Origin of the sequence: Anaeromyxobacter sp. Red801 (assembly GCF_049201065.2) — a bacterium.
Classification (GTDB): domain Bacteria; phylum Myxococcota; class Myxococcia; order Myxococcales; family Anaeromyxobacteraceae; genus Anaeromyxobacter.
Map to the genome: position 1 here is coordinate 101,283 of NZ_CM181236.1, position 20,808 is coordinate 122,090.

The following is a 20,808-nucleotide window of genomic DNA, read 5'->3' on the forward strand; positions in this document are numbered from 1 at the left end:
GAGCCCGGTGGCGTCGGTGTCGGGGAGGTGCGCCTCCTTGCGGAAGACCTTCATGGCGGCCCAGGGGCTCACCACGAACGCGATGAGCAGCGAGAACACCATCGCGACGCTCGCGCCCACGGGGATGGGGCGCATGTACGGGCCCATCAGCCCGCGGACCATGGCCATCGGCAGGATGGCCGCGATCACCGCGACCGTGGCGAGGATGGTCGGGTTGCCGACCTCGTCCACCGCGTCCAGCACCACCTGGGCGAAGCTGCGCTTCGGGCCGGGCAGGTGCAGGTGGCGGTGGATGTTCTCGACCACCACGATGGCGTCGTCCACCAGGATGCCGATGGAGAAGATGAGCGCGAACAGCGTGACGCGGTTGAGCGTGTAGCCGTTCAGGTAGGTGATGAGGAGGGTGAGCGCCAGCGTGACCGGCACCGCCACCGCGACCACCACCGCCGAGCGCCAGCCCATGGCGAGCAGGATGAGCGCGATGACCGAGAGCGTGGCGATGAGCAGGTGCTCGATGAGCTCGTTCGACTTCTCGCCGGCGGTCTCGCCGTAGTTGCGGGTGACGTCGGCCTTCACGCCGGCCGGGATGAGGCCGCCGCGGAGCGCGTCCACCTTGGCCATGACCTCGTGGGCGAGCTCGGTGGCGTTGGTGCCCGGCCGCTTCGCGACCACGATGGACACCGCCTGCTCGAAGCCCTCCTTGCCCTTTCGGCGGTGAGCACCACCGCCGGCTCGGGCTCGGGGCCGTCCACCACGCGGGCCACGTCCTCCACGTAGATGGGCCGGCCGTCGCGGACGGTCACCACCACCCGGTCCAGCTCGGCGGCGGAGCGGGCGAAGCCCTGCGCCTCCAGCTCGACGCGCCTGCCGCCCTCGACCAGCGCGCCGGCCGGGAGCTGGGCCTGGGCGCCCTGGAGCGCCTGGTGCAGCTCGGCGAGCGACACCGACAGCGCGCGCAGCCGCGCCGGATCCGGCTCGACGCGCACGGTGCGGCGCGCGCCGCCCACCACCTGCACGTTCGCGGTGCGCGGCACGTCGGCGAGCTCGCGCGCCACCTCCTCGGCGAGCTTGCGCAGCTCGCCGGCCGGGAGCGGGTCCTCGGCGTGCAGCGTCAGGGTGAGGAACGGGACGTCGTCGATGGTGAGCGCCCGCACCACCGGCGGCAGCGTGCCGGAGGGGAGCAGCTCGGGGTGCGCGCCCAGCTCCTGGTGCACCTTCACCAGCGAGGGCTCGAGCGGCTCGTTCACCTTGAAGCGGACGGTGATGAAGCCGACGTTGGCCCGGCTCGAGCTGTACAGGTACTCGACCCCGGGGATGCCCCACAGCCGGCGCTCGAGCGGGGTGACGAGCTGCGTCTCCACGTCGCGCGGGCTGGCGCCGGGGAACGGCACCATCACGTCCACCATGGGGACGACGATCTGCGGCTCCTCCTCGCGCGGGGTCAGCCAGACCGCGGCCAGCCCGAGGAGGATGGAGGCGAGGACGATGACCGGCGTGAGCTTGGAGCGCAGGAACGGGCGCGCCAGGCGCCCGGCCATGCCCAGCCGCTGGCCCTGCTCCGGCGTCGTCACGGCGTCACCTCCACCGCCTGCCCGTCGCGGAGCGCGCCGGGGGCGTCGATGACGGTCTCGCCGCCGCGCAGCCCGGCCCGCACCAGCACCGCGTCGCCGGCCGGCTCGCCGGGCGAGATCCAGCGCAGGCGGGCCTTGCCGCCGTCGGCCACGAACACGCCGGTGAGGTCGCCGCGCTGCACCAGCGCGCTCTTCGGCACCCACAGCGCCGCCTGGGCGGCGGGCGCCTTCGCGTCGCCGGCCGCGGCGGGCAGCACCAGGCGCGCGAACGAGCCGGAGCGGAGCTCGCCCTCCGCCTTCTGGACGCGGGCGCGCAGCCCGCGCCGGTGGGAGAGGGGATCGCCGCCCGGGGTGAGCGCGGTGATCTCGACGGTGCCGCGGGTGCTGCCGGCGAGGAACGGGAGCGCCTTCCCCACCGCCAGGCCGCGGGCCTCGTCGTCGGAGAGGCTGGCGGTCAGCTCGAGCGCGTCGCCCTCCAGCTGGAGCAGCGGCTGGCCGGGGCCGACCAGGTCGCCGGCGTTCACGCGGCGCGACTGGACCGTGCCGGCGAACGGGGCGCGGAGCAGCGAGTAGCCGACGTTGGCGCGGGCGCCGGCCACCGCGGCGGCGGCCTGGGCGCGCTGGGCCCGGGCGCCCTCCAGCTCGGAGGTGGTGGCGGCCCGCTCGGCGAGCAGCGCCTCGATGCGCTTCTCGTGGGCGGAGGCGGCCGCGAGCGCGGCCTCGGCGGCCTCCAGGCCGCCCTTCACGTCGTTGTCGGCGAGCGACACGAGGAGCTGGCCAGCGGCGACGCGCTGGCCCTCCTCCACGTGCACCTGGGTGACGTTCGCGGCGAGCCGCGTCGAGATGGTGGCGCGGCGCACCGCGACCACGTTCGCGGCCACGGTGCGACCGGCGCCGCCGCCGTCCACGCGGGCGGCGCGGACGCGGACCGGCGCCGCGGGGGCGGCCGCGGCCTCGGCGGCGAGGGAGGGGACGGGGAGCGCCGGGGCGGCGAGCGCGAGCGCGAGCATCAGGGTGCGGTGGTTCATGGCGTGAGTCCTTCGATGGGAGCGTTGAGGGCGAGGGCGAGCCGGGCGCGCGCGAGGCGCGCCTCCAGCCGGCTCGCGACGAGCAGGGCCCGGGCGCCGGCGAGCCCGGTCTCGGCGTCGAGCAGATCCGTGAGGGGCAGCAGCCCCTGGCGATGGCGGGCGGCGCGCATCCGGCGCGCCTCCTCCGAGGCGGCCACCGCCTCCTGGGCGGAGCGCACCCGGGCGTCGGCGGTGTCCACCGCGCGGCGCGCCTCGCCGCCCTCGCGGGCGGCCTCGCGCTCGCGCCAGACCAGCGCGTCGCCGGCGGCGGTGGCGCGGGCCTGGGCGGCCCGCAGTGCGCGGGCGTCGCCGAGCGACAGGTCCCACTTCGCCATGACGCCCACCATGGTCCAGGCGGTGCCGTCGGAGAGGCTGGGGGTGCGCAGGGTCTCGGCGCTCGCCTGCGCGAACAGCGCCGGGAGCAGGCTGCCGCGGGCGGCGCGCACGCCGGCCTCGGCCGCGTCGCGCTGCAGGCGCGCGGCGAGCAGGTCGGGGCGCTCGGGCGGCGGGGCCGCGCCCGCGGGGAGCGCGGGCAGCGCGTCGATGGGCGTGGTCAGCTCGGCGTCGGCGACCTCGTCGCCGGCCAGCATGACGAGCGCCGAGCGGGCGGTGGCGCGGCGCTGCAGGGCGGCGGCGCGCTCGGCCTCGGCCTGGGCGCGGAACGCCACCGCGCGGGCCACGTCCGCCTCGAGCGCGAGCTGCTGGGCGGCGCGCTGCCGCACGAAGCGCTCGGTCTCCTGCGCCTGCGCGAGCAGGTCCTCCGCGTAGCGGACGCCCTCCTCCGCGGCCTGCGCCCCGAAGTACGCCTGCACCACGCCCGCGGCCATCTCCCGCTGCCGCTGCGCGTGCGAGGCGCCCTCCGCGCCGGCCATGGCGCCGGCCGCGCGCTGCCCGGCGAGCAGCCGGCCGCCCATGAACAGCGGCAGCTGGATGGCGGCGCCGGCGCCGATGCCGCCGATGCCCGGCGGATCGTTCAGGCGGGCCGGGTCGAAGTCGGCCATGGTGATCCGCCCCTGGTCGAGCCGGGTGCCGAAGGCCATCATCGGCTCGTCGGTGCGGAACGCGCGGGCGGTGAAGGAGAGCGTGGGGAGGCGCGCGTCGCGGGCCCGGTCGGCGTCGGCCCGGGCGGCCTCGGCCTGGGCGGCCGACGCCTGCAGGCCCGGGTTCCTCGCCCAGGCCGCGCGGATGGCGTCCTCGATGGTGAGCGGCGCGGCGGCGGCCGCGGCGGGCGCGACGAGCGCCGCGGCGGCGGCGAGCGTCGCGAGGCGGGAAGCCTTGGACAGGATGTGCGTGGTCACGGTGGCTCAGAGCCAAGGCGCCACCCAAAGGTTTCCGCAACGTCCCGGGGAGGCTGGGGCGAATCCTCCCGCCCGCCCCGGGCTCCAACGCTCGGGGCTGCGCGCTATCGCCCGGGCCGGCGCAGCAGCACGTAGAGCGCCCCCGCGCCGCCGTCCACCGGCCGGGCGGTCGCGAACGCCAGCACGTGCCGCGCGAAGCGCGCGGAGGCGAGCCAGGTCTTCAGCGCGTCCTTCAGCACCGGCAGCTGGTCCTTGGAGTGCAGCCCGCGGCCGTGGACCACCAGGACGCAGCGCTTGCCCGCCTGCCGCGCGCCGCGCAGGTAGGCGTCGACCGCCTGCTTCGCCTCGGCGCGCGTGAGGCCGTGCAGGTCCACGTGGCCCTGCACCGCGAACTCGCCGCGGCGGAGCTTGCGGACCACCGACTGGTCGAGCCCGGCCACCCGGCCCTCGATGTACTCGTCGGAGTCGGAGAGGTCGAACGGCGCGTCGCCCGACACCAGCGCGCGGAGCGCGTCGATGGCCTCGAGGTCCGGGTGCCAGTGCGCGCCCCCGGCGCCGCGCGGCGCGGCGGGGGCGACGGTGTCCGGCCCGCGGTCCACCGGCCGCGCGCCGCGGGTGGCCTGGGCCCAGAGCTCGGACTCGCTCGGCTCCGCGGGCGGCGCGGGCGGCGCGGGCGGCGTCGGCGGCGGAGGGGGCGCGGGCCGCCGGGGTCGCTCCTCACGGGGAGGCGAGAGCGCCTTCAGCTTCTGCAAGCCCTCGTTGAACGGCCGCTTCGCCACGCCCCGACTATAACGGGGGGCACCTTGGACATCGAGATCGAGTGCCCCTACTGCGGCGAGCTGGTGACGATCTTCGTCGACCCGGGCGGCGGGGCGTCGCAGACGTACGTCGAGGACTGCCCGGTATGCTGCCGGCCCTGGACCGTGCACGCGGTCGAGGAGGAGCCCGGCGGGTTCGCGGTCGCGGTGGGGCGCCAGGACGACTAGTCCAAGGGATGTTGCTGGCCCGTAGGAGTCACCTGGGGTAGAAGCGGCGGCGCGCGGCTCCGAGGCCGCGGGGGAGCGTCGGCATGTCCATCGTCGCGGTGCAGGGCGTCTCGAAGGACTACATGCTCGGCAAGACGGTGGTGCCGGCGCTCCGGGACGTGACGCTGGAGATCGGGCGGGGCGAGTTCCTCTCCATCGCGGGGCCGTCGGGCAGCGGGAAGACCACCCTGCTCAACCTCATCGGCTGCGTGGACACGCCCACCACCGGCGTCGTGCAGGTGGACGGCAAGGACACCTCGCGCCTCAGCGAGCGGCAGCTCACCGACCTGCGCCTGCGCACCATCGGCTTCATCTTCCAGAGCTTCAACCTGGTCCAGGTGCTCTCGGTCTTCCAGAACGTGGAGTTCCCGCTGCTCCTCCAGGGCGGGCTCTCGCGGCGGGACCGCGAGGCGCGGGTGATGGGGCTGCTCGAGGCGGTGGGCATCGCCAGCCACGCCCGCCACCGCCCCAGCGAGCTGTCCGGCGGGCAGCGCCAGCGCGTCGCGGTGGCCCGCGCGCTCGTGACCGCGCCGTCGCTCGTGCTCGCCGACGAGCCCACCGCCAACCTCGACTCGGCCACCGGCGAGAACATCATCGACCTCATGAAGGAGATGAACGCGCGTGACGGCACCACGTTCGTCTTCTCCACCCACGACCCCAAGGTGATGGCGCACGCCAGCGCGGTGATCCGCATCGCCGACGGGCGCATCGTCGCCCGCGAGGCGGGGCGCGGGGCGGCGGCGGAGGCGGCCCGGTGACCGGCCGGCGCGACGCGCTGCTCGTGCTCCTGCGGATCTCGTTCCGCAACCTGGCCGCGAGCAAGGTCCGCACCTCCATCATCGGCGCCATCGTGCTGGGCGGCGCGTTCCTGGTGGTGCTGGGGCTCTCGCTGCTCGACTCGATCGACAAGGGCATGCGCACGTCGATCCAGGGCAGCCTGGGCGGCCAGCTGCAGGTGTACGACGCCCGCTCGGAGGACGCGCTGGAGCTGTACGGCGGGCTGCGCGGCGAGTCGCTGCTCGAGCCCATCGAGGACTTCGCGAAGGTGAAGCAGGTCCTCTCGGCGGTCCCGAACGTGGAGACGGTGGTGCCGATGGGCATCGACCAGGCCATGGTCGCGACCGGGAACGTGTTCGACGTGGCGCTGGAGCGGCTCCGGGCCGACGTGCGCCGCGTGGAGGGCGGGGACCGCTCGCCGGAGGCGCTGCGCGGCTACGAGGCGCGCAAGGCGCACGTGCGCCGGATGGTGGGGCTGCTCCGGGACGAGCTCGGCCAGGCGCGGAGCATCGCCGACCTGGAGGGCCGGGACGCGGAGGACCGGCGGCGGGAGTGGGCCGACCTGACCCGCGCCGCGGACGACGCGTTCTGGGCCGGGTTCGACCGCGACCGCTACGGCAACCTCGAGTTCCTGGAGAACCGGATCGCGAAGCTGTCGATGGACGGCGGCTTCACGTTCATCCGCTACGTGGGCACCGACGTGGACGCGTTCTTCCGCGCGTTCCAGCTCGCGCAGGTGGCGGAGGGCGAGATGATCCCGCGCGGCCGGCGCGGGATCCTGGTGGGCAAGCAGTACGCCGAGGAGTGGCTGAAGCTCCGGAACGCCCGCCGGCTCGACCAGATCAAGGAGGCCCGCGACCGGCGCGGCCGCCGCATCGCGGACGACGAGGAGCTGCAGCGCTGGGTGCGCGAGAACCGCGCCGGGCTGAAGGACATCCTCCTGCAGCTCGACCCGATCCAGGCCGAGGAGGCCACCGCCCGGCTGCGCCGCGCGCTCGGCCCGGCCGCGGCGGCGGAGGCGCTGCCCGCGCTGCTGGCCCGCCTGTTCGACGCGGACGACGCGACCTTCGACGCGCGCTACCGGATCTTCTACGACCAGCTCGCCCCGCTCCTGCGCCTGTACGTCATCAACGTGGGCGACACCATCACCATCAAGGCGCCGGCGAAGAGCGGGTACTTCAACTCGGTGAACGTGAAGGTCTACGGGTTCATCCAGTTCCGGCAGATCGAGAAGTCCGGCATCGCCGGGATGATGAGCGTGATGGACCTGCAGTCCTTCCGCGACCTGTACGGCTACATGACCCGCGAGCGGGCGGCGGAGATCGACGCCATCAAGCGCTCGGTGGGCGCCACCGACCTCGCGCGCGAGGACGCCGAGGCCGCGCTGTTCGGCGGCGGCGGCGCGCTGGAGGGCGAGTCGCGCGCGGCGCGCATCGACGAGGGGCGGCTGCTGGCGGACCGCCGGGCGGCCGGCCCGCCGAGGACCTCTCGACGCGGACCTACTCGCAGGAGGAGATCGACCGCGGCGTGGCGCTGAACGCGGCGCTGATCCTGCGCGACCCCTCGCGGCTGCGCGAGACGATGCGCGACGTGCAGGCGGCCTCGGACCGGGCCGGGCTGCACCTGAAGGTGATCGACTGGCAGCAGGCGTCCGGGCTGGTGGGCCAGTTCGTGACGCTGCTGCGGGTGATCCTCTACAGCGCGGTGGTGATCTTCTTCGCCATCGCGCTCGTCATCATCAACAACGCCATGGTGATGGCCACGCTGCAGCGGGTGAAGGAGATCGGCACCCTGCGCGCCATCGGCGCGCAGCGCCGGTTCGTGCTCGCGATGATGCTGGTGGAGATCGCCTCGGTGGGCCTGGCCTTCGGCCTGGCCGGCGCGGGCCTGGGCGGGCTGGGCGTGTGGGCGGTGCGCGCGGCGGGCGGCATCCCCGCCACCTCCGACCTCCTCAACTTCCTGTTCTCGGGGCCGGCGCTCATGCCCACCCTGGGCGGCGGCAGCGTGGCCGTGTCGATCGTGGTGGTGGTGGTGGTGAGCGTGCTCTCCGGCTTCTACCCGGCGCTGCTCGCCATGCGCGTCACGCCGGTCGAGGCGATGGCGACGGAGGACTGATCGTGATCGGCGTGGACCTCCAGATCGCCGCCCGCAACCTCACCCGGCACACCCGGCGCAACCTGTTCCTGGGCGGCGCGCTCGCGGCGGTGACGGCGCTGCTGGTGCTGCTCTCCAGCCTGACCGGCGGGGTGGAGCGGGCCATGATGGTGTCGGCCACCACCCTGCTCACCGGCCACGTGAACGTGGGCGGGTTCTTCAAGATCACCTCGGGCAGCGCCGCGCCGATCGTGTCCGAGTACCCGCGCGCGCTCGACACGGTCCGGGCGCTGGTCCCGGAGATCGACTACGTGGCGGTGCGCGGGCGCGGCTGGGCCAAGGCCGTCTCCGAGAGCTCGTCGATGGACCTGGTGCTGGGCGGGGTGGAGGTGGCCCAGGAGCGCGGGTTCGCGAAGGTGATCCGGCCGGTGGAGGGCCGGCTGGAGGACCTGGCGCAGCCGGACACGGTGCTGCTGTTCCAGGGGCAGGCCGACCGGCTCAAGGTGAAGGTCGGGGACGTGGTGACGCTCTCCGCCCCGACCACCCGCGGCGTGAACAACACCGCCGACGTCCGGGTGGCGGTCATCGCCCGGAACGTCGGGCTGCTCTCCGCGTTCAGCGCCTTCATCCAGGGGGACACGCTGCGCCGGCTCTACGGCCTCGCGCCCACCGCCACCGGCGCGCTGCACCTGTACCTGAAGGACCCGGCCGACGCGCCGGCGGTGGCGAGCCGGCTGCGCGCCGCGCTCGCCGAGGCGGGCTGGCGGGTGATGGAGCCCGAGTCGCAGCCGTACTGGATCAAGCTCATGCAGAAGGTGCCGAGCGAGGACTGGACCGGCCAGAAGCTCGACGTCACCACCTGGGAAGACGAGATGGGCCAGTTCAAGCAGTTCATCCTCGGCCTGCGCGCGCTCACCGCGCTGCTCGTGTTCGTGCTCATGGTGGTGGTCGTCATCGGCATCCTCAACACGCTCGCCATCGCCATCCGCGAGCGGACCCGCGAGATCGGCACGCTGCGCGCCATCGGCATGCAGCGCCGCAAGGTGCTGTGGCTGTTCGTGCTGGAGACGGCGCTGCTCGGCCTCGGCGGCGCCGCGGCCGGCGCGGCCATCGCCTCCGGGATCGCGCTCCTGCTCAACCTGGCCGGCATCGGCGTGCCCGAGGGCATGCAGCTCTTCCTCATGCAGGAGCGGCTCTCCTTCCTGCTCCAGCCCGGCGCCATCCTCGCCGACGTGCTGTTCCTCGCCGGGGTGACCGTCGTGGCCGCGCTGCTCCCCGCCCGCCGGGCGGCGCGCCTGCGGCCGGTCACCGCCATGCACCACATCGGCTGAACCCCAGGATCCCCGAACATGCACGCACGCCCCGCCGCCGTCCTCTCCCTCGCCGCCGCGGCCCTGGCGCTCGCGGCGCCGCCCGCCGCGGCGCTCGGGCCCGACGAGCTGAAGCGCGTGGTCGCCACGCTCGACGACCGCCAGCGCAACTCCGGCGACTGGAAGGCGCTCTGCTACATGGAGGCGAAGGAGAAGGGGAAGACCGACGTCGTCTACGAGCTGCTGGTCTACCGGCGCGACGAGGACGACAAGCAGCTCTTCCTGTTCACCAAGCCCAAGGCCGAGGCGGGCAAGGGCTACCTGCGCATCGACAAGAACCTGTGGAGCTACGAGCCGTCCACCGGCCGGTGGGAGCGGCGCACCGAGCGCGAGCGCATCGGCGGCACCGACACGCGGCGCGACGACCTCTCCGAGCCGCGCCTCTCCGAGGACTACACCGCGGAGTGGAAGGGCGACTCGAAGCTGGGCGTCTTCGAGGTGCACGAGCTCGTGCTCACGGTGAAGCCCGGGGTGGACGTCTCCTACCCGGTGCGGCGGCTGTGGGTGGACAAGGCGACGCTCAACATCCTGAAGCGGCAGGACGTGGCGCTCTCCGGGCGGCTCATGCGCACCACCTACACGCCGCGCTGGAGGAAGATCTACTCGGAGTCGAAGAAGGGCGAGGTCTGGTACCCCGAGGAGATCCGCATCTACGACGAGATCGAGAAGGGGAACTCCACCCTCATCCTGATCCGCGAGATCGACCTCCGCCCGCTGGAGGCCAACCTCTTCACCAAGGCCTGGCTCGAGTCGAAGAGCCGGTAGGAGCGCGCCCATGCCCTCGCCCCGCACCGCCGCGCTGCTCGCCGCGGCCGCGCTCTGCGCGCTCCCGGCCGCGCCCGCCGCCGCGCAGGACCGGCCCTCCGAGGACGAGCTGTTCGGCGCGCCCGCCGCGCCCGCGCCCCAGGCCGCGCCCGGCGCCGAGGGCGCCGCGCCCGCGCCGGCCCCCGCCCCGCGCGACCGCGGCGAGCGGGGGGACGTGGAGGCGGAGCTGTTCGGGAGCGGCGGCTCGCCGAACGCCGTGCCCCCGCCGCCCGAGGGGATCATCTCGCGCGAGCGCGAGGACCCGCTCCGCATCGGCGGGCAGCTCTACCTGCGCGCCATCGGCACCTGGCAGGAGGGCGTGGACCCCGCGGACTGGTACCTCGCCTCGCCGAACCTGCTCGACACGTACCTCGACACCCGGCCCAACGACCGGGTCCGCGCGTTCGTGCTCGGGCGCATGAGCTACGACCCGACGCTCTCGCGCGCCAGCGTCGCGCTCACCCAGCCCAGCGCCGGCGTCACCGAGTCCGCCGCCACCGTCGCCTCGAACCCGCGCGGTACGCTCGATCAGCTGTGGGTGAACTTCGACCTCGGCCGGCGCGCGTTCGTCACCGCCGGCAAGCAGCACGTGAAGTGGGGCGTGGGCAAGTTCTGGAACCCCACCGACTTCCTCCACCCGGTGAAGCGCGACCCGCTGGCCGTCTACGACGCGCGCAGCGGCACGAGCATGGTGAAGGTGCACGTGCCCTGGGAGGCGCGCGGGTGGAACTTCTACGGCGTGCTCGCCTTCGAGGACCTGGCCGGCGAGGCGCGCGCCACCGACCGGGTCGGCCGGGTGGGCGCCGGCGGCCGGGCGGAGCTGGTGGCCGGCACCGCGGAGCTGGGGCTCGACGCCATGGTGCAGGACGGCCACCGGCCGCGGTTCGGCGTGGATCTGTCCGGCGGGGTGGGGGACTTCGACCTGTACGCCGAGGCCGCGCTGCGCACCGGCGCCGACGGCACCCGCTGGCGGAAGACCGCGCCCACGCTCACCGATCCGTTCGGCTACGCGCAGTACGAGCCGCGCGGCTTCACCCCGCAGGTGGTGCTGGGCGGGAGCTGGTCCGCGAAGTACTCCGACGAGGACGCCGTCACGGTCGGCGCCGAGTACTTCTTCGACGACTCCGGGTACTCCGACGCCGACGTCTACCCGTTCCTCGCCGCCGGCGCGCCGCGGCTCGACCTCTCGAACCCCGCCGCGCCCGCGCTGGTGCAGCAGGACCCGGCCGCGTTCCGCCCGTTCTACCTGGGCCGCCACTACGCCGGCGCGTACGCGATGCTGGCGAAGCCCGGGCGCTGGAACAACACCATCTTCACGCTCTCCGCGCTCGGGAACCTCTCCGACCGGACGTTCGTGGTGCGGCTCGACCACTCGGTGCTGGTGCTGACGTACCTGCGCGTCGAGACGTTCGTGGCCGGCCACATGGGCCGCAAGGGCGGCGAGCTCCGCTTCGCCTACGAGGTCCCCGCCGGCGCCGCCGCGTTCCTCGGCGCCCCGCCCGACCCGCGGCTCGGCAAGGCGCCCGTGCTGGACGCCGGCGTCGCGCTGCGCGTGAGCCTGTGAGCCGCGGCCTCGCGTCCCCGTAGCCGCACGCCGCGCCCTCTCCCCGCGTACGCATCCACGAGCGCGTCCCCGAGGACCCGCCGCGCCTCCTCGAGATTGTGCCCCCGGCAACGGATCCGGAGGTTGTCCGCCGTCGAGGCGCCGCCCAGCGCGGGAAGGGGCCCCTCTCCGCGCAGCTGTCGGTGGTCACCACCTTCGCCAGCTCGCACACGGAGGACAGGCACAGCTTGCCCTCCCGGAGCGCACCCTCGACCCCCGGGTACCGCTGGATGAGCTCGGCCGCGGTCTTCCGGTACTGGGCCGCGCCTGCGGAGAGCCCCAGCGCCCACCACGCCCCGCGCCCCGCGCCCCGCCCTCAGGTCTCGGGCGAGCCGATCGCGCCGCGACGGTTCCGGACACGCGCGCCCGCCTCCGACCGCCGCTGCACCCTCACTGCCCAGACCCCGCAATGAATCAGAGAACCCGCCCCCCCTACGTCCCCGGCATCCGCGGCACCATCCCCCGCCGCTCGGCCTTGAAGTACCGGCCCCAGGCCTTCTTCATCCAGTGACCGACCACCGGCAGCGGCACCAGCCGCTCGGTGCGGTCGTCGCGGTACACCAGCGCGCCGCCGGTGCCGGTGTCCATCAGGCACACGATGGCGAGGTGCGCGAGGTAGCTCGCGCAGGGCGCGCCGCCCGCCTCGCAGGACGCGGCGTTGTCGGCGGCGACGCGCGCCATCGCCTGCGCCAGGTGGCCCTGCTTCGCGCTCCAGGCCGGGCCCTCCAGCGCGGCGACGTCCCCCACCGCCCAGACGCCGGGCATGCCGGGGACGGCGCAGCCCGCGTCCACGCGCACGAAGCCGGCCTCGTCGCGGGGCAGGTCGGAGGCCTTCACCACCGGGTGCCCGTCGCCGGCGGGGAGGAACGCGACCAGGTCGGCGTCGACGCGATCGGCGCCCTCCAGGGCCACGCCGCCCGCGTCGAACGAGACGATCTTCCGGCCCGCGCGCAGGGCGATCCCCTGGCGCGCGAGCATCCGGCCCACCGCCGCCACCGCCTTCTCGCCCATGCGCTCGCCGGGGCGCGCCATGGGCGCGAAGAAGGTCAGCTCGAAGCGATCGCGCAGCCCGCGCCGGCGCAGGAGCGCGTCGAGGTTGAACGCCACCTCGAAGGCCGGGCCGCCGCGCACCGCCGAGGGCGCCCGGGGGTTGCCGCCGAAGCCGACCGCGATCCGGCCGCGGCCGCGCGCGAGCAGCGCCTCGAGCGCCACGCGGAAGGAGGTCGCGGCGGCGGGATCCCCGCCCAGCGTCACGGTGTGCTCGACCCCCTCCGGCCGCAGCCGCGAGGCGCCCAGGGCGACCACCAGGTGATCGGCCGCGAGCCGCCGCCCGTCCACCTTCGCCCGGCGGGAGGCGCCCTCGAGCTCCTCGACCTTCCCGACCCGCAGCTCGAACCCGCGGCGCGCCGCGACGCCGGCGAGGTCCAGGCAGGCCTCCTCGAACGGCAGCTCGCCGGTCGGGATCCAGATCGAGGTCGGGTGGATGAAGAGGTAGGGCCGGTCCGAGACCAGCGTCACCTCGAACCCGCGCGCGCGCAGCCGGATCGCGCTCTCCAGGCCGGCGAAGCCGCCGCCCAGCACCAGTGCTCGCTTCCCCATGGGCAGCCTCCCGGCCGGCGACCGGCCTCTCGGGCGTCTGAGCCACGCCGCGAGCGCGGGATTCCTTCGGGGGCGCCGACGAACCGGCGCGCGGGTGGGAGGCTCGCACCGGGAAAGGAGAATCGATGTCCCAGCTCGGAATGAAGAAGCCGTCGTCCTGGACGTACGAGCAGGCGCTGGAGAGGCTGCCGGAGCTGCTCAAGGCGGAGGGCTTCGGGGTCCTCACGCAGATCGACGTGAAGGAGACGCTCAAGGCCAAGCTCGGCCTGGACTTCCGCAAGTACAAGATCCTCGGCGCCTGCAACCCCGCGCTCGCCCACCGGGCCCTCTCGGCGGTGGTGGACCTGGGCATCATGCTCCCCTGCAACGTGATCGTGTACGAAGGCGACGACGGGAAGGCGGTGGTGACCGCCATCGACCCCATGCAGACCATCGCCGCCGCGCGGCCGGAGCTGGCGCCGATCGCGGGCGAGGTGCGCGCGCGCCTGGCGCGGGTGCTGGAGCAGGTCGCGTAGCCGCTCGCCCTTCGACGGGGCTCAGGGCGAGCGCTCGATCCGGGCCACTGAACCCTTTGGGCGGGCCCCGGCTCCCACGGCCGTCGACATGAACGATCTCCTCGCCTTCGCCGCCGTCGCCGGGCTCTGGTTCCTGATGCAGTTCGTGATCCTGCCGCGCATGGGCGTTCCCACCTGAGCGGTGCCGCAGCGGCCCCGGTCCGGGGCCGGCACGCAGGACGGCGAGCCGAAGGACGGCGAGGAGCCGGGCGGTCCCGGGCCGCGCTGCTGAGGCGCCGCGGTCAGCGGCGCCGGCGCCCGCGGGCGATCGCCACCAGGTCTGACAGGATCGCGTAGGCGGTCTGGTCCACCCCGCCGGCCCCCTCCCAGATCCCGATCTCGCGCATGAGATCGGTCTCGAGGACGAGCACGCCGTCCGCGCCCCGCGAGACGAGCACGTCGCCGTCCGCGACCTCCTCCGGCCCCACGCTCACCCGCACCGCGCGGCCGTCGCGCCGCGCGCGGGCGATGAGCCGGAGCACCGCCCCGCGCCCGCGGGCGGCGCGGACGTCGCCGGGGCCGAGGCCCGTGATCCCCCGGCGCTCCACCGCGGCGGGCCGCACGTCCGCGCCCATGAGCGCGTTCGCGAGCGCGCAGGCCTTCACCGCCGCGTCCCAGCCTTCGACGTCATGGCGCGGGTCGGCCTCGGCGACGCCGGCGCGCTGCGCCTCGGCGAGCGCCGCCTCGAAGCTCGCCCCCGCCTCCATGCCGGCGAGGACGCGGGTGGTGGTGCTGTTGAGCAGGCCGCGGAACCCGAGGATCCGGGCGCCGGGCAGGCAGCGCTCCACCAGGTTGAACACCGGCGTCCCGTCGAGCACCGCGCCCTCGTGGAGGAAGCGCACGCCGCTCCGGGCCGCGAGGCGCACCAGGCGCGCGCGGGCGTGCGCCACCGGCCCCTTGTTCGCGGTGACCACGTGCAGCCCGCGCCCCAGCGCGGCGCGGGCCAGCGAGATGGCCGGCTCGCCGGTGGCGGGCGCGAGCGGGGTCAGCTCCACCAGCACGTCGGCCGGCGCGCGGCGGACGAGGTCGAGCGCCGAGCGCACCGGCGGCCCGCGGTGGAGCGGCTCGAGCGAGCGGCCGGCGCGCACCAGCCGGAGCGCGCGCGAGAGCGATAGCCCGCGCGGATCGATGGCGGCCCCGTGACGGTTCGTGAAGATGGCGGTGACCACCGGCGCGGCGCCCTCGGCGCGGAGCGCGCGGCCGTACGGGCCGGGGAGCAGCTCGGCGAAGGTCCGGCCGACGTTGCCGAAGCCGGCGAGGGCGAGGCGGAGCGGGCGGGTGGCGGTGCGGGACATGGCGGGGGAGGGTGGTCCGGCTTCCCCCGCCTGTCAATCCGCGGGAACGCGGGGCGCAACCCCGTGCGCGGCGGAGCCGCCCGCGGGGACCTCGTGCGAGCCCGCGAAGGCGGGCGCACGAGGTCACGGGACCCGCGCAGCAGGGTGGGGCCCCACGGAGCTCGGCTCCGTGGGGCGGGGCGCAGCCCCGTGCGCGGCGGAGCCGCCCGCGGGGACCTCGTGCGAGCCCGCGAAGGCGGGCGCACGAGGTCACGGGACCCGCGCAGCAGGGTGGGGCCCCACGGAGCTCGGCTCCGTGGGGCGGGGCGCAGCCCCGTCAGATCAGAACAGGAACTGGTCGCCCTGCGCGCGCAGGGCCGTGATGGCTGCCAGGTTCACGATCGACTGCACCGAGCAGCCCATCTGCAGGCAGTTCACCGGCTTGTGCATGCCGAGCAGCACCGGCCCGATCACCTCGGCGCCGCCCACGTTCTCGAGCAGCTGGTAGGCGATGTTGGCCGAGTCGAGGTTCGGGAACACGAACACGTTCGCGTCCTCCTTGAGCGTCGAGAACGGGAACTCGGGCACGCGGACGTCGCCGTTCGTGGCGATGGCCACCTGGATCTCGCCCTCGACCTCCAGGTCCGGACGGCGCTGGCGCACCAGCGCCGCGGCGTCCCGCATCTTCTGCGGGCTGCCGCCGCCGGCGGAGCCGAAGGTGGAGTAGGAGAGCATCGCCACCCGCGGCGTCACCTCGAAGTAGCGGGCCAGGTCGCTGGTGGTGATGGCGATCTCGGCCAGCTCGTCCGCGTCCGGGTCGATGTTCACGGTGCAGTCGGCGAAGAACTTGAAGTCGTGCTTCGTGACCACGATGTACACGCCGGCGGCGCGCTTGCCGGCGCGGGTGCGCACCACCTCGAGCGAGGGGCGGACCGCGTCGGCGTAGCCGCTGGTGAGGCCGGTGACGAGCCCGTCCACCTCCCCCAGCTCCAGCATCACCGCGCCGAAGTAGTTGCGCGTGCGGATGCGGCGGCGCGCCTCCTCCACCGTGATGCCGCGGCGCTGGCGCAACTCCCAGTACCGCGCCACGTAGCGCGAGAACTCGGGGCTGTCCATCGGGTCGATGATCGTCACGCCGTCGAGGTCGTCGAGCCGCTGGTCGGCGATGGAGCGGCGGATGGCCTCCACCGGCCCGAGCAGCACCGGCTCGCAGATCGCCTCCTCGCGGAGGATCTCGGCGGCCTGCTGGATCTTCGGGTGGTGGCCCTCCGGGAACACGATGCGGGCGAGCTTCTTCTTCGCCTTGGTGAAGATCGAGCCCATCACCTGGTGCGAGCGGCTCTGCAGCTTGCGCAGCCGGTCGCGGTACTCGTCCATGTCCAGCTTCACGCGGGCCACGCCGCCGTCGATGGCGGCCTGCGCCACCGCCGGGGCGACCCACAGCAGCACGCGCGGGTCGAGCGGCTTCGGGATGATGTAGTCGCGGCCGAAGCGGAACTTCTCGCCGGCGTAGGCGCGCGACACCGAGTCCGGCACGTCCTGCTTGGCCAGCTCGGCGAGCGCCTTCGCCGCCGCCATCTTCATCTCCTCGGTGATGGCCTTGGCGCGGACGTCGAGCGCGCCGCGGAAGATGTAGGGGAAGCCGAGGACGTTGTTGACCTGGTTCGGGAAGTCGGAGCGCCCGGTCGCCATGATGACGTCCTCGCGCGCCGCCTTCGCCTCCGGGTAGTCGATCTCGGGATCCGGGTTGGCGAGCGCGAAGACGATGGGGTCCTTCGCCATCGACTTGACCATCTCCTGCGTCACCATGCCCTTGGTGGAGCAGCCCAGCATCACGTCCGCGCCCTTCAGCGCGTCGGCGAGCGTGCGGCACTTCGTCTCGGCGGCGAACTCCGCCTTCCACTCGTTCATGCCCTCGGTGCGCCCGCGGTAGATGACGCCCTTGGTGTCCACCATGAGGACGTTCTCGCGCTTCACGCCGAGCGCCAGGTAGAACTTGGTGCAGGCGATGGCGGACGCGCCGGCGCCGGAGACCACCACGCGCACGTCGCCGATCTTCTTGCCGGCGATCTCGAGCGCGTTCAGCAGGGCCGCGCCGGAGATGATGGCGGTGCCGTGCTGGTCGTCGTGGAACACCGGGATCTGCATCTCCTTCTTGAGGCGCGCCTCGATGACGAAGCACTCCGGCGCCTTGATGTCCTCCAGGTTCACGCCGCCGAAGGTGGGCTCGAGCGCCTTCACCACCGTGCAGAACTTGTCGATCTCGAGCGCGTCCACGTTGATGTCGAACACGTCCACGTCGGCGAACTTCTTGAAGAGGACGCCCTTGCCCTCCATCACCGGCTTGCCGGCGGCGGGCCCGATGTTGCCGAGGCCGAGCACCGCGGTGCCGTTGGACACCACCGCGACCAGGTTTCCGCGCGCCGTGTAGAGGTACGAGGCGTCGGGATCCTTCTCGATCTCGAGGCACGGCTCGGCCACGCCCGGGCTGTACGCGAGCGCGAGATCGCGCGCGGTCGCGCACGGCTTGGTGGGGACGACCTCGATCTTCCCCTTGCGGCCGGACGAGTGGTACGCGAGCGCGTCCTCGCGGCGGATCTTCTTCTTGGGAACGGGGGACGACGGAGGGTTCTGCGGAGGCGTGAAGTCGGAGGCCATGATCTCCTCGGTGCGGCGGTAGGAGTCGACGAGCTTGATTTGGGGCCGACGAGGAAATCCCAAAATAAATCCGCTGTCAATGAGACGCAGATCAATTGGTGCATCTTTTGCAATCCGTCGCGTTCCGCATCGCCCGAGGTGCGCCGAAGCATTGCCGCAGTGCGTCTCGGACGCAGCCGCCCCCACCAGATTGCAGGCACTTCCGTGCGGTCGCCCGCCCGCCTCCCGGCGCGCGGGTGCGTCGCGCGCGTGGCACCGTGCGCGTGGGACTCGACGCAGGCGAGGGCTTCAGCGCGACCGGCGGCGCGTCGCCTTCGACGGCGGCGCGGCGGGCTCCGGCGCGGGCCGGAGCCCGAGCGCCGGGTTGCGCTCCAGCTCGTCCACGGTCCGCGGCCAGTCCTGCTTCAGCAGGCGGGCGAGGGACCGGTCGGAGAGGATCTGCCCGCCGGTCTGGCAGCGCGGGCAGTAGTTCACCTCGTTCTCCGCGCGCACGATCCGCTGCACCGCCGTGCCGCACACCGGGCACGGCTGGCGGTGGCGCCCGTGCACGGCCATGCCTGCGCGGAAGGCGGTGACGCCCTCGGGGAAGCCGCTCCCCGCCTCCGCGCGCAGCCGCGCCGTCCACCCGCCGAGCACCTCGCGCGTGGCCTCGAGCAGCCGCGCCACCTCCGCGTCGCCGAGCCGCGACGTCAGCGCCACCGGCGAGAGCCGCGCGCGGTGCAGGATCTCGTCCGAGTAGGCGTTGCCGATGCCGGAGAAGAGCGACGGATCGGTGAGCGCGCGCTTCAGCGTGTGGTTCTCGCGCCGGAGCGCGGCGGCGAACGCGTCGAGGTCCGCCTCGAGCGGCTCGATGCCGCCGCGGTCGAGCGCGGCGAGCGCCGCGGCGCCGCGCACCAGGTGCAGCGCGGCGCGGCGCTTCGTGCCGGCCTCGGTGAGGACGAGCGTGCCGTTCGGGAAGTCGAAGGCGGCCAGCCCCGCCTTCCCCGGGAGGCGCGCGCCGGGATCCTTCCAGTGGAGGCGCCCGGCGATCATGAGGTGCAGCGCCAGGAACAGGTCGCCGTCGAGCGCCAGCACGACGCGCTTGCCCTGACGGCGCACCGCGGCGACGCGCCGCCCCTCCGCCTCGGCGAGCGGCGGGTCGGCGGAGCGGAGCAGGAAGGGGTTCCCCAGCCGGATGCGCTCCAGCGGCTGACCCAGCACCCGCGCCGCGAGCGCCTCGACGTAGACCTCGATGTCCGGCAGCTCCGGCACCCGAGGATCCTGCCTCGGCGCCGGCCCGGCGGCCAGGCCGTCTCCGCCCCCCGCCCGACCGGGCACCGCCGCCCCGCCGTGCCCCCGAAATCTGCTAGAGACAGCCGCATGCCCAGCTCCAGTCACCGTCCGCAGGGCACCGCCCGCCGCGACTTCCTGCGCGTCCTCGCGCTCGCGCCCGCCGCCGTGGCGGTCGGGTGCGCCACCGCGCGCTCCGCCGCGCCCGCTCCCGCCGCCGCGCCCGCGGCCGCCCCGCCCGCGCCGGCCCCCGCGCCCGACGAGGCCACCGCCGCCCTCCGCGCCTTCCCGCTGCCGGCCGCGGCCGAGCCGGCCTTCGTCTTCCGCGCCGCCCCGGCGCGCCCGCGCGAGTAGCCCCATGGCCCTCGACGACGACGTCCTGTTCTCCGGCGTGGCGGCGCTCTCGCGCCGCATCCAGGCGCGCGAGCTCTCCCCGGTGGAGCTGGCCGAGGCGTGCCTCGCGCGCATCGACGCGCTCGGGCCCGCGCTGGGCTGCTTCGTCACCGTGACCCGCGAGCGCGCGCTCGCCGACGCGCGCGCCGCCGAGGCCGACCTCGCCGCCGGCCGCTGGCGCGGGCCGCTGCACGGCGTGCCCTACGGCCTGAAGGACCTGGTGGACACCGCCGGGATCCGGACGACGTTCGGCGCCCGCCCGTACGCGGACCGCGTGCCCGAGCACGACGCCACCGTGGCCCGGCGGCTCGCCGAGGCGGGCGGCGTGCTGCTCGGGAAGCTCTCCATGATCGAGCTCGCCGGCGGGCTCGGCTACCACACCGGCGAGGCGGCGCTGAACGGCCCCTGCCGCACGCCCTGGGACCCGACGCGCTGGGCGGGCGGCTCGTCCTCCGGGGCGGGCTCGGCGGTCGCGGCCGGGCTGGTGCCGTTCGCGATCGGCTCGGAGACCTGGGGCTCCATCACCTGCCCCGCCGCGTTCTGCGGCGTCACCGGCCTGCGCCCCACGTACGGCGTGCTCTCCCGCGCCGGCGCCATGGCGCTCTCGTACACGCTCGACAAGCTCGGCCCGATGGCGCGGAGCGCGGAGGACTGCGCGCTCGTGCTCGGCGTGCTCTCCGGCGCCGACCCGCGCGACCCGACCTCGATCCCGCCGCCGCCGGGGCTCGGCAACGGCAAGGTCCGCGGCGGGATCCCGCGCGGCCTGCGGGTGGCGGTGCTCGGCTTCCCGGAGAAGCCGCCGGTCGCGCCCGGCGCGCGCGCCGCGTACGAGGCGGCGCAGGCGGTGCTGCGCGACGCGGGCGCGATCCTCACCCCCGCGGCGCTGCCCGACCTGCCCTACGAGCCGCTCGCGTCGTTCTTCATCGAGGCCGAGGCGGCCACCGCGTTCGAGGAGCTGATCCGCTCCGGCCGCACCCGCGAGCTGGCCGACCGCTCCCACGCCACCCGCAAGCCGGACGACTACCTGCCCAAGGGCAACCCGTCCGACTACGTCCGCGCCATGCGCGTGCGCGGCGAGGTGCAGCGCGCGCTGGCCGGCTTCTTCGCGCGGTACGACCTCGTGCTCGCGCCCAACCTCCCGTACCCGCCGCCGCGCGTCACCGAGAACTTCGACGCGATGTTCGCGTTCCCGGACCTCCTCGGCGCCGCCGGCAACCTGGCCGGCCTGCCGGCGGTGGCGCTGCCCATGGGCTTCGTGGACGGGCTGCCGGTGTCGATGCAGCTCGTCGGCGCGCCGCTCGAGGAGGCGCGGGTGCTGGCCGCGGCGGCGCTGTTCCAGTCGCGGACCGATCACCACCTGGCCCGGCCGAAGCTGGCCCGCCCGTCGCCGCCGTCGGCCCGGGCCGGGGGGCGCCCCTCGAACGCGGTGACCATCCGATGACGTCCGCCCGG

Annotated in this window: 18 protein-coding genes and 2 pseudogenes; 10 read left to right on the forward strand and 10 right to left on the reverse strand. The window is 74.7% G+C overall.

All coding sequences use genetic code 11. The features are described 5' to 3' along the window. Nucleotides 1–90 precede the first annotated feature (90 nt). The 5 genes and pseudogenes from ACOQFB_RS00525 to ACOQFB_RS00545 all read right to left on the reverse strand — a co-directional run. A pseudogene (locus ACOQFB_RS00525) lies at nt 91–681 on the reverse strand (efflux RND transporter permease subunit); the annotation flags it as partial. After that, complete coding sequence (locus tag ACOQFB_RS00530) at nt 573–1,571, reverse strand: efflux RND transporter permease subunit (protein ID WP_494492398.1); 999 nt, start codon at nt 1,569–1,571, stop codon at nt 573–575. The gene ACOQFB_RS00530 and the pseudogene ACOQFB_RS00525, both read right to left, overlap by 109 nt. Next, on the reverse strand, nt 1,568–2,599 hold the full coding sequence (locus tag ACOQFB_RS00535; RefSeq protein WP_421609174.1) for an efflux RND transporter periplasmic adaptor subunit: 1,032 nt from the start codon (nt 2,597–2,599) through the stop codon (nt 1,568–1,570). The genes ACOQFB_RS00530 and ACOQFB_RS00535 overlap by 4 nt, the downstream gene beginning before the upstream one ends. Beyond that, on the reverse strand, nt 2,596–3,936 hold the full coding sequence (locus ACOQFB_RS00540) for a TolC family protein (RefSeq protein WP_421609175.1): 1,341 nt from the start codon (nt 3,934–3,936) through the stop codon (nt 2,596–2,598). The genes ACOQFB_RS00535 and ACOQFB_RS00540 overlap by 4 nt, the downstream gene beginning before the upstream one ends. A 104-nt stretch (nt 3,937–4,040) precedes the next feature. Next, nucleotides 4,041–4,715 (reverse strand): Smr/MutS family protein, encoded by a 675-nt coding sequence (locus ACOQFB_RS00545; protein WP_421609176.1) that lies wholly within the window; start codon nt 4,713–4,715, stop codon nt 4,041–4,043. 24 nt (nt 4,716–4,739) lie between these two features. Between ACOQFB_RS00545 and ACOQFB_RS00550 the strand changes: the two genes are divergently transcribed. The 7 genes from ACOQFB_RS00550 (at nt 4,740) to ACOQFB_RS00580 (ending at nt 11,570) form a co-directional block, all read left to right on the forward strand. Next, nucleotides 4,740–4,922, forward strand: a complete 183-nt coding sequence (locus tag ACOQFB_RS00550) for a CPXCG motif-containing cysteine-rich protein (protein WP_012528007.1) — start codon at nt 4,740–4,742, stop codon at nt 4,920–4,922. Nucleotides 4,923–5,005: 83 nt separating this feature from the next. Continuing rightward, nucleotides 5,006–5,719, forward strand: coding sequence for an ABC transporter ATP-binding protein (locus tag ACOQFB_RS00555; RefSeq protein ID WP_059438426.1), 714 nt, complete (start codon nt 5,006–5,008; stop codon nt 5,717–5,719). Continuing rightward, nucleotides 5,716–7,275 (forward strand): ABC transporter permease, encoded by a 1,560-nt coding sequence (locus tag ACOQFB_RS00560; protein ID WP_494492399.1) that lies wholly within the window; start codon nt 5,716–5,718, stop codon nt 7,273–7,275. Before ACOQFB_RS00555 ends, ACOQFB_RS00560 begins: the two co-directional genes overlap by 4 nt. Beyond that, nucleotides 7,266–7,853: an FtsX-like permease family protein gene (locus tag ACOQFB_RS00565; RefSeq protein ID WP_494492400.1), complete on the forward strand. Its 588-nt coding sequence runs from the start codon at nt 7,266–7,268 to the stop codon at nt 7,851–7,853. The genes ACOQFB_RS00560 and ACOQFB_RS00565 overlap by 10 nt, the downstream gene beginning before the upstream one ends. Before the next feature lie 2 nt (nt 7,854–7,855). After that, the gene (locus tag ACOQFB_RS00570) at nt 7,856–9,163 is read left to right on the forward strand and encodes an ABC transporter permease (RefSeq protein ID WP_059438424.1); all 1,308 of its coding nucleotides are present in this window, start codon (nt 7,856–7,858) and stop codon (nt 9,161–9,163) included. Between the two features lie 18 nt (nt 9,164–9,181). After that, nucleotides 9,182–9,967 carry an outer membrane lipoprotein-sorting protein gene (locus ACOQFB_RS00575; protein WP_059438423.1) on the forward strand — a complete coding sequence of 262 codons (786 nt, stop codon included), beginning with the start codon at nt 9,182–9,184 and terminating at the stop codon, nt 9,965–9,967. A gap of 10 nt (nt 9,968–9,977) precedes the next feature. Next, nucleotides 9,978–11,570: a hypothetical protein gene (locus ACOQFB_RS00580; protein WP_421609177.1), complete on the forward strand. Its 1,593-nt coding sequence runs from the start codon at nt 9,978–9,980 to the stop codon at nt 11,568–11,570. A 166-nt stretch (nt 11,571–11,736) separates the two neighbouring features. Here the strand turns inward: ACOQFB_RS00580 and ACOQFB_RS00585 are convergent. Together ACOQFB_RS00585 and ACOQFB_RS00590 are read right to left on the reverse strand one after the other, a co-directional pair. Beyond that, nucleotides 11,737–11,892, reverse strand: a pseudogene (locus tag ACOQFB_RS00585) (HNH endonuclease); the annotation flags it as partial. Nucleotides 11,893–12,041: 149 nt separating this feature from the next. Continuing rightward, a complete protein-coding gene (locus tag ACOQFB_RS00590) occupies nt 12,042–13,208 on the reverse strand; it encodes an NAD(P)/FAD-dependent oxidoreductase (RefSeq protein WP_421609178.1) in 1,167 nt (388 codons plus the stop codon). 125 nt (nt 13,209–13,333) lie between these two features. Between ACOQFB_RS00590 and ACOQFB_RS00595 the strand changes: the two genes are divergently transcribed. Then, nucleotides 13,334–13,723, forward strand: a complete 390-nt coding sequence (locus ACOQFB_RS00595) for a DUF302 domain-containing protein (protein ID WP_421609179.1) — start codon at nt 13,334–13,336, stop codon at nt 13,721–13,723. Between the two features lie 281 nt (nt 13,724–14,004). Here the strand turns inward: ACOQFB_RS00595 and ACOQFB_RS00600 are convergent, their stop codons facing one another. The 3 genes from ACOQFB_RS00600 to ACOQFB_RS00610 all read right to left on the reverse strand — a co-directional run bounded on the left by ACOQFB_RS00600 (nt 14,005) and on the right by ACOQFB_RS00610 (nt 18,945). Beyond that, nucleotides 14,005–15,057 carry a homoserine dehydrogenase gene (locus tag ACOQFB_RS00600; RefSeq protein ID WP_421609180.1) on the reverse strand — a complete coding sequence of 351 codons (1,053 nt, stop codon included), beginning with the start codon at nt 15,055–15,057 and terminating at the stop codon, nt 14,005–14,007. 321 nt (nt 15,058–15,378) lie between these two features. Beyond that, entirely contained in the window at nt 15,379–17,694 is a 2,316-nt protein-coding gene (locus tag ACOQFB_RS00605) for an NADP-dependent malic enzyme (RefSeq protein ID WP_059439070.1), read from the reverse strand. Between the two features lie 288 nt (nt 17,695–17,982). After that, nucleotides 17,983–18,945: an Fpg/Nei family DNA glycosylase gene (locus ACOQFB_RS00610; protein WP_421609181.1), complete on the reverse strand. Its 963-nt coding sequence runs from the start codon at nt 18,943–18,945 to the stop codon at nt 17,983–17,985. Between the two features lie 108 nt (nt 18,946–19,053). On the opposite strand from ACOQFB_RS00610, the gene ACOQFB_RS00615 reads away from it, so the two are divergent. Then, nucleotides 19,054–19,317 carry a hypothetical protein gene (locus ACOQFB_RS00615; protein ID WP_421609182.1) on the forward strand — a complete coding sequence of 88 codons (264 nt, stop codon included), beginning with the start codon at nt 19,054–19,056 and terminating at the stop codon, nt 19,315–19,317. A gap of 4 nt (nt 19,318–19,321) precedes the next feature. After that, nucleotides 19,322–20,797 carry an amidase gene (locus ACOQFB_RS00620; protein WP_421609183.1) on the forward strand — a complete coding sequence of 492 codons (1,476 nt, stop codon included), beginning with the start codon at nt 19,322–19,324 and terminating at the stop codon, nt 20,795–20,797. Nucleotides 20,798–20,808 lie beyond the last annotated feature (11 nt).